Source organism: Nocardioides sp. (assembly GCF_031397825.1).
Taxonomy (GTDB): domain Bacteria; phylum Actinomycetota; class Actinomycetes; order Propionibacteriales; family Nocardioidaceae; genus Nocardioides.
This window is the reverse complement of sequence record NZ_JANNML010000125.1, coordinates 1-4,093: the sequence shown is the minus strand read 5'-3', so window position 1 is coordinate 4,093 and position 4,093 is coordinate 1. Positions and strand designations below refer to the sequence as shown.

Annotated in this window: 3 protein-coding genes; 1 reads left to right on the top strand and 2 read right to left on the bottom strand. The window is 70.7% G+C overall.

Annotated elements, in window-relative coordinates; genetic code table 11:
* Nucleotides 1–45: 45 nt before the first annotated feature.
* The gene (locus RMN98_RS10985; protein WP_309648857.1) at nt 46–687 is read right to left on the bottom strand and encodes a helix-turn-helix domain-containing protein; all 642 of its coding nucleotides are present in this window, start codon (nt 685–687) and stop codon (nt 46–48) included.
* 158 nt (nt 688–845) lie between these two features.
* Here RMN98_RS10985 and RMN98_RS10980 point away from each other — a divergent pair, with 158 nt between their 5' ends.
* Nucleotides 846–2,480, top strand: coding sequence for a GAF domain-containing protein (locus RMN98_RS10980; RefSeq protein ID WP_309648856.1), 1,635 nt, complete (start codon nt 846–848; stop codon nt 2,478–2,480).
* A 24-nt stretch (nt 2,481–2,504) separates the two neighbouring features.
* Here RMN98_RS10980 and RMN98_RS10975 read toward each other — a convergent pair whose 3' ends face one another.
* Nucleotides 2,505–3,956, bottom strand: a complete 1,452-nt coding sequence (locus tag RMN98_RS10975; protein ID WP_309648855.1) for an acyl-CoA desaturase — start codon at nt 3,954–3,956, stop codon at nt 2,505–2,507.
* Nucleotides 3,957–4,093: the final 137 nt, after the last annotated feature.

The window sequence follows — 4,093 nt, the reverse complement described above, 5'->3', positions numbered from 1 at the left end:
CCTCGACGGCGAGGTCGGCGAGGATCGGCAGGGTCTTGGGGTCGGTCACGCGGGGCCCTCACGTCGGATGGTCTGGCGGGTGGTGGTCTGGCGGATGGTCGACTCGAGCGTGTCGGCCCAGTGGTCGAGGATGCGGTCGCGGCGGGCGACGTCGTCGGAGACGAGGTTGGCCAGGCCGAGGCCGCGCATGAGGTCGAGCGTGGCCTGCACGAGCTCACGGTTGCCGGGCAGCGACTCGTCGACGCCGAGCGCGTCGACGGTGGAGCGGTGCGTGGCGCGGCCGACGCGGGTCTCGAGGTCGGCCACCGCTTCGCGCAGGCCCTGGTCCGTGCGGGCCGCCATCCAGAGCTCGGCCGCGGCGACGAACAGCGGGCCGGTGAACAGCTCGGCCAGCACACCGAGCACCGCGCGGGTGCGGCCGCCGCCGGTGGGGAGGTCAGCGGTCCGGTCCAGGACCTCCTCGTGGCGTACGGCGGTCAGGTGCTCGACCGCGGCGAGCACCAGGTCGTCCTTGGTCGGGAAGTGGTGGAGCTGGGCCCCCCGGCTCACGCCGGCCCGCTGGGAGACGAGCGTGGTCGACGTACCGCTCCAGCCGTGCTCGACCAGGCACTCCACCGTGGCCTCGAGCAGCCGCTGGCGCATGAGCCGGGTGCGCTGCTCCTGGGGCACGCGCACCGTGGTCGACATGGGCGCCACTGTGCCGCCCGTCAAACAAACAGTCAAGACTGATTGTTTAAAGACAAGGTTTTACTCGCGCTCGGACGACCGACTTCCTACACTGGGGAGAACCCCTTGCGCTCGGGAGGCGCACAGGGGGCCGCAAACGCGAGGGGGCCGTCATCAGTGTGACCGTCCATGCCGTCGACCGTCGGGTCCACCACGTCCTCCAGCGGCTGCCTCGCATCCTGCGCAGCGACCGGGCACCGACTGCTGTGCTCCGCGAGATCGCCGCCACCGCGCGCGAGCTGTGCGAGACCGACTACGCCTTCGCCGCCCTCCTCGACGAGGAGCGCGGTTTCTCGGCGCTCGGTTCCAGCGGCCTCCCTGCCGAGCTCGACGAGATCCTCGCCTCCCACCCCGCGCTACTGCGGGCGCGGACGGCGGTGCTCGACCAGGAGGGCACGGTCCGGCTGTCCCTCGAGCCGGTCGACCTCCCCTCCTCACGCTCCCGTGGTGACGCCCCGGCACGACGGACCCCGGTCACCTTCGGCGAGCTGCTCGCGGTCCGGCTGCGCGCCGGCGTGCGCACCGTCGGCATCGTGGTGCTGGCCAACCGACCCGGCGCCGGCCACGTCGAGCCCGAGGCCGACGAGCTCCTCGGCGAGCTCGGGAGGGCGCTCGGTTCGGCGATGGACAACGCCCTGCTGCTGCGCGAGGTGCTCCACGCCCGGCGCTGGATGCGGGCCGCCACCACCCTGACCCAGCAGCTGCTCGGCGACGAGATCGACGACCCGCTGCGGGAGGTCTCGGAGCGGGCCATGGACCTGGCCGGCGCCGACTACACGGTGGTCGCGCTCATCCAGGGCACCCACATGCACGTGCAGCACGTCGGCGGGCTCGGCGGGATCGAGGCGCTGCGCAACCGGGTGGTGAGCCTGCCCGACAGCACCGAGATGCGCACCCTCGAGCGGGGAGACGCGCTGGTCTACAGCGACCTGTCGCAGGAGGCCGGGGTCGTCTTCGAGGGCGTCGACACCACCGACCTCGGCCCTGCCCTGGTCATCCCGCTGATCGGCGCCGAGAGCCTGACCGGGGTGCTGCTGCTGGGACGCTTCCAGGACAACCCGCCCTTCACCCACAGCGAGCTCGACCTGGCCTCCGCGTTCGCCGCGCAGGCCTCGGTCGCCCTCGAGCTGGAGTCGGCGCGCCAGGTCCAGGAGAAGCTGCTGCTGGTCGAGGAGCGCGACCGCATCGCCCGCGACCTGCACGACCACGTCGTCCAGCGGCTCTTCGCGACGGGGCTGTCGCTCCACGGGGTCGTCAACCAGCTGGAGGGCGACACCCAGCAGCGGGTCTCCGACGCGATGTTCGCCATCGACGAGACCATCCGGCAGATCCGCAACACGATCCTGACCCTGAAGTCCTCCGGGGACGAGTCGGTGACCCTGACCGACATGATCACCGACATCGGCGACGAGGCGGAGCGGCTGCTGGGCTTCACGCCGATCCTGGCGCTCGACCCCGGGCTGCGCTCGGTCACCGGCCCGCTCGCCGACGACATGGCCGCCTGCGTCCGCGAGGCGCTCAGCAACGTGGTGCGCCACGCCAACGCCAGTCAGGTGATCATCAAGGCCACGGTGCACCTCGGCCAGCTCGAGCTCAGCGTCGCCGACGACGGTGTCGGCATCGTCAGCACCCGTCGCAGCGGCCTGGGCAACCTCGCCAAGCGTGCCCGCAACCACGGCGGGACCATGCAGGTCGACACCGAGCCCGGTCAGGGAGCCACCCTGACCTGGCGCGTGCCGGTCGTCCCTGCCTGAGCCTCGGGCCGAGCGGGGTGCCGCTCAGTCCTCGAGCCGGTTCTCCTCGGACGCGCGACGCGCCGCGTCGCGGATCTCGAACACCTCCGTGGCGAAGCCGCCGACCGTGTGGGCGACGTCGCGCACCGCGGTGATCACGATGCCGGACACCGAGGCCACCGCCTCCGCGCCCGCCTCGACGGTGTGCTGCAGCGCGTCCTTGGCGATCTCGGCCCTCGACAGGTGCTCTCTCATCAGGTCGACAGCCTCACACACGGCCACGGGGCGCGCCCCGGCGTCCGCAGACTGGTCGCCTGCCGTGGCGCCGCGGGTGAAGAAGCGCAGCGGCGTCACCGAGGCCAGCTGCTGCCGGCTCGGCCGCGGCGGCACCGCGAACTTGATGATCTTGGCCGCGACGGACCCGAGCTGCTTGTGCAGCGGACCGGTGTTGTAGTCCAGGTCGTACTTCGCGCACAGCGCCTCGATCTCCGGCGCGATCTCGGGGTAGCGCCGGGCCGGGATGTCGGGGAAGAGGTGGTGCTCGATCTGGAACGACAGGTTGCCGGTGAGCGTGTGGAAGAGCTTCCGGCCGGTGATGTTCGCCGATCCGAGCAGCTGGCGGTAGTACCACCCGCCGCGGGTCTCCTCCTCGGTCTCCTCGATCGAGAAGCTCTCCACGCCGGCCGGGAAGTGGCCGCAGAAGATGATGTTGAAGGTCCAGATGTTGCGGATCAGGTTGGCCGTCGCGTTGCCGGCCAGGGTGAGCGGGAAGAGCGGCCCGGTCAGCGCGGGGAACAGCAGGTAGTCCTTCAGCGTCTGGCTGCGGACCTTGCGGATCATGCCGCGGTGCAGGTGCTTGGTGTCCTTCCAGCTGCGCTTGCCGGCCATGATGTTCTCGACCTCGAGGTCGTGCAGCAGCACGCCCCACTGGAAGAACGTCATCAGGCCCAGGGCGTAGAGCGGGTTGCCCAGGTAGTAGGGCTTCCACGGCTGGTCCTCGTCCATGCGGAGGATGCCGTAGCCGATGTCACGGTCCTTGCCGAGGATGTTGGTGTAGGTGTGGTGGATGTAGTTGTGGGAGTACTTCCACTGCTCGCTGGGGCAGACGGTGTCCCACTCGTACATCCGCGAGTTCAGGCCCGGGTCACCCATCCAGTCGTACTGGCCGTGCATGACGTTGTGGCCGATCTCCATGTTGTCGAGGATCTTGGAGACGCTCAGCGCGCCGACGGCCAGCGGCCAGGCCGGGGGCAGGTAGAACAGCGCGCGGCCGGCGCCCTCGAAGGCGCGCTGGGCCTTGACGATGCCGCGGATGTAGTCGGCGTCGGCCTGGCCGAGGTCGGCGATCACACGCTGGCGGATCGCGTCCAGCTCCGCGCCGAACTCCTCGAGCTGCTCGGGAGACAGGGAGTAGGGGCCGTGGCCGATCGTGGAGACGGGGGCCTCGGGGGCCTCCGGGGCCTCGGAAGTGGTGGTGGAAGTGGTGGTGGTGGTCATGTCGCTTCCTCTCGCTGGGTGGAGCGTGGATCGAGCGTGATCAGGGATGGTCGGGCTGCTCAGAGGTCGACGACGCAGTCGCCGACCGGGGCCGAGACGCAGATGCGGACGTCCTCGTCGGGCTGCGAGGACTCCTC

Bases quoted from the DNA above. Each gene is read 5' to 3' on its own strand.
- RMN98_RS10985 (WP_309648857.1), bottom strand. From the start codon at position 687: ATGTCGACCACGGTGCGCGTGCCCCAGGAGCAGCGCACCCGGCTCATG.
- RMN98_RS10975 (WP_309648855.1), bottom strand. From the start codon at position 3,956: ATGACCACCACCACCACTTCCACCACCACTTCCGAGGCCCCGGAGGCC.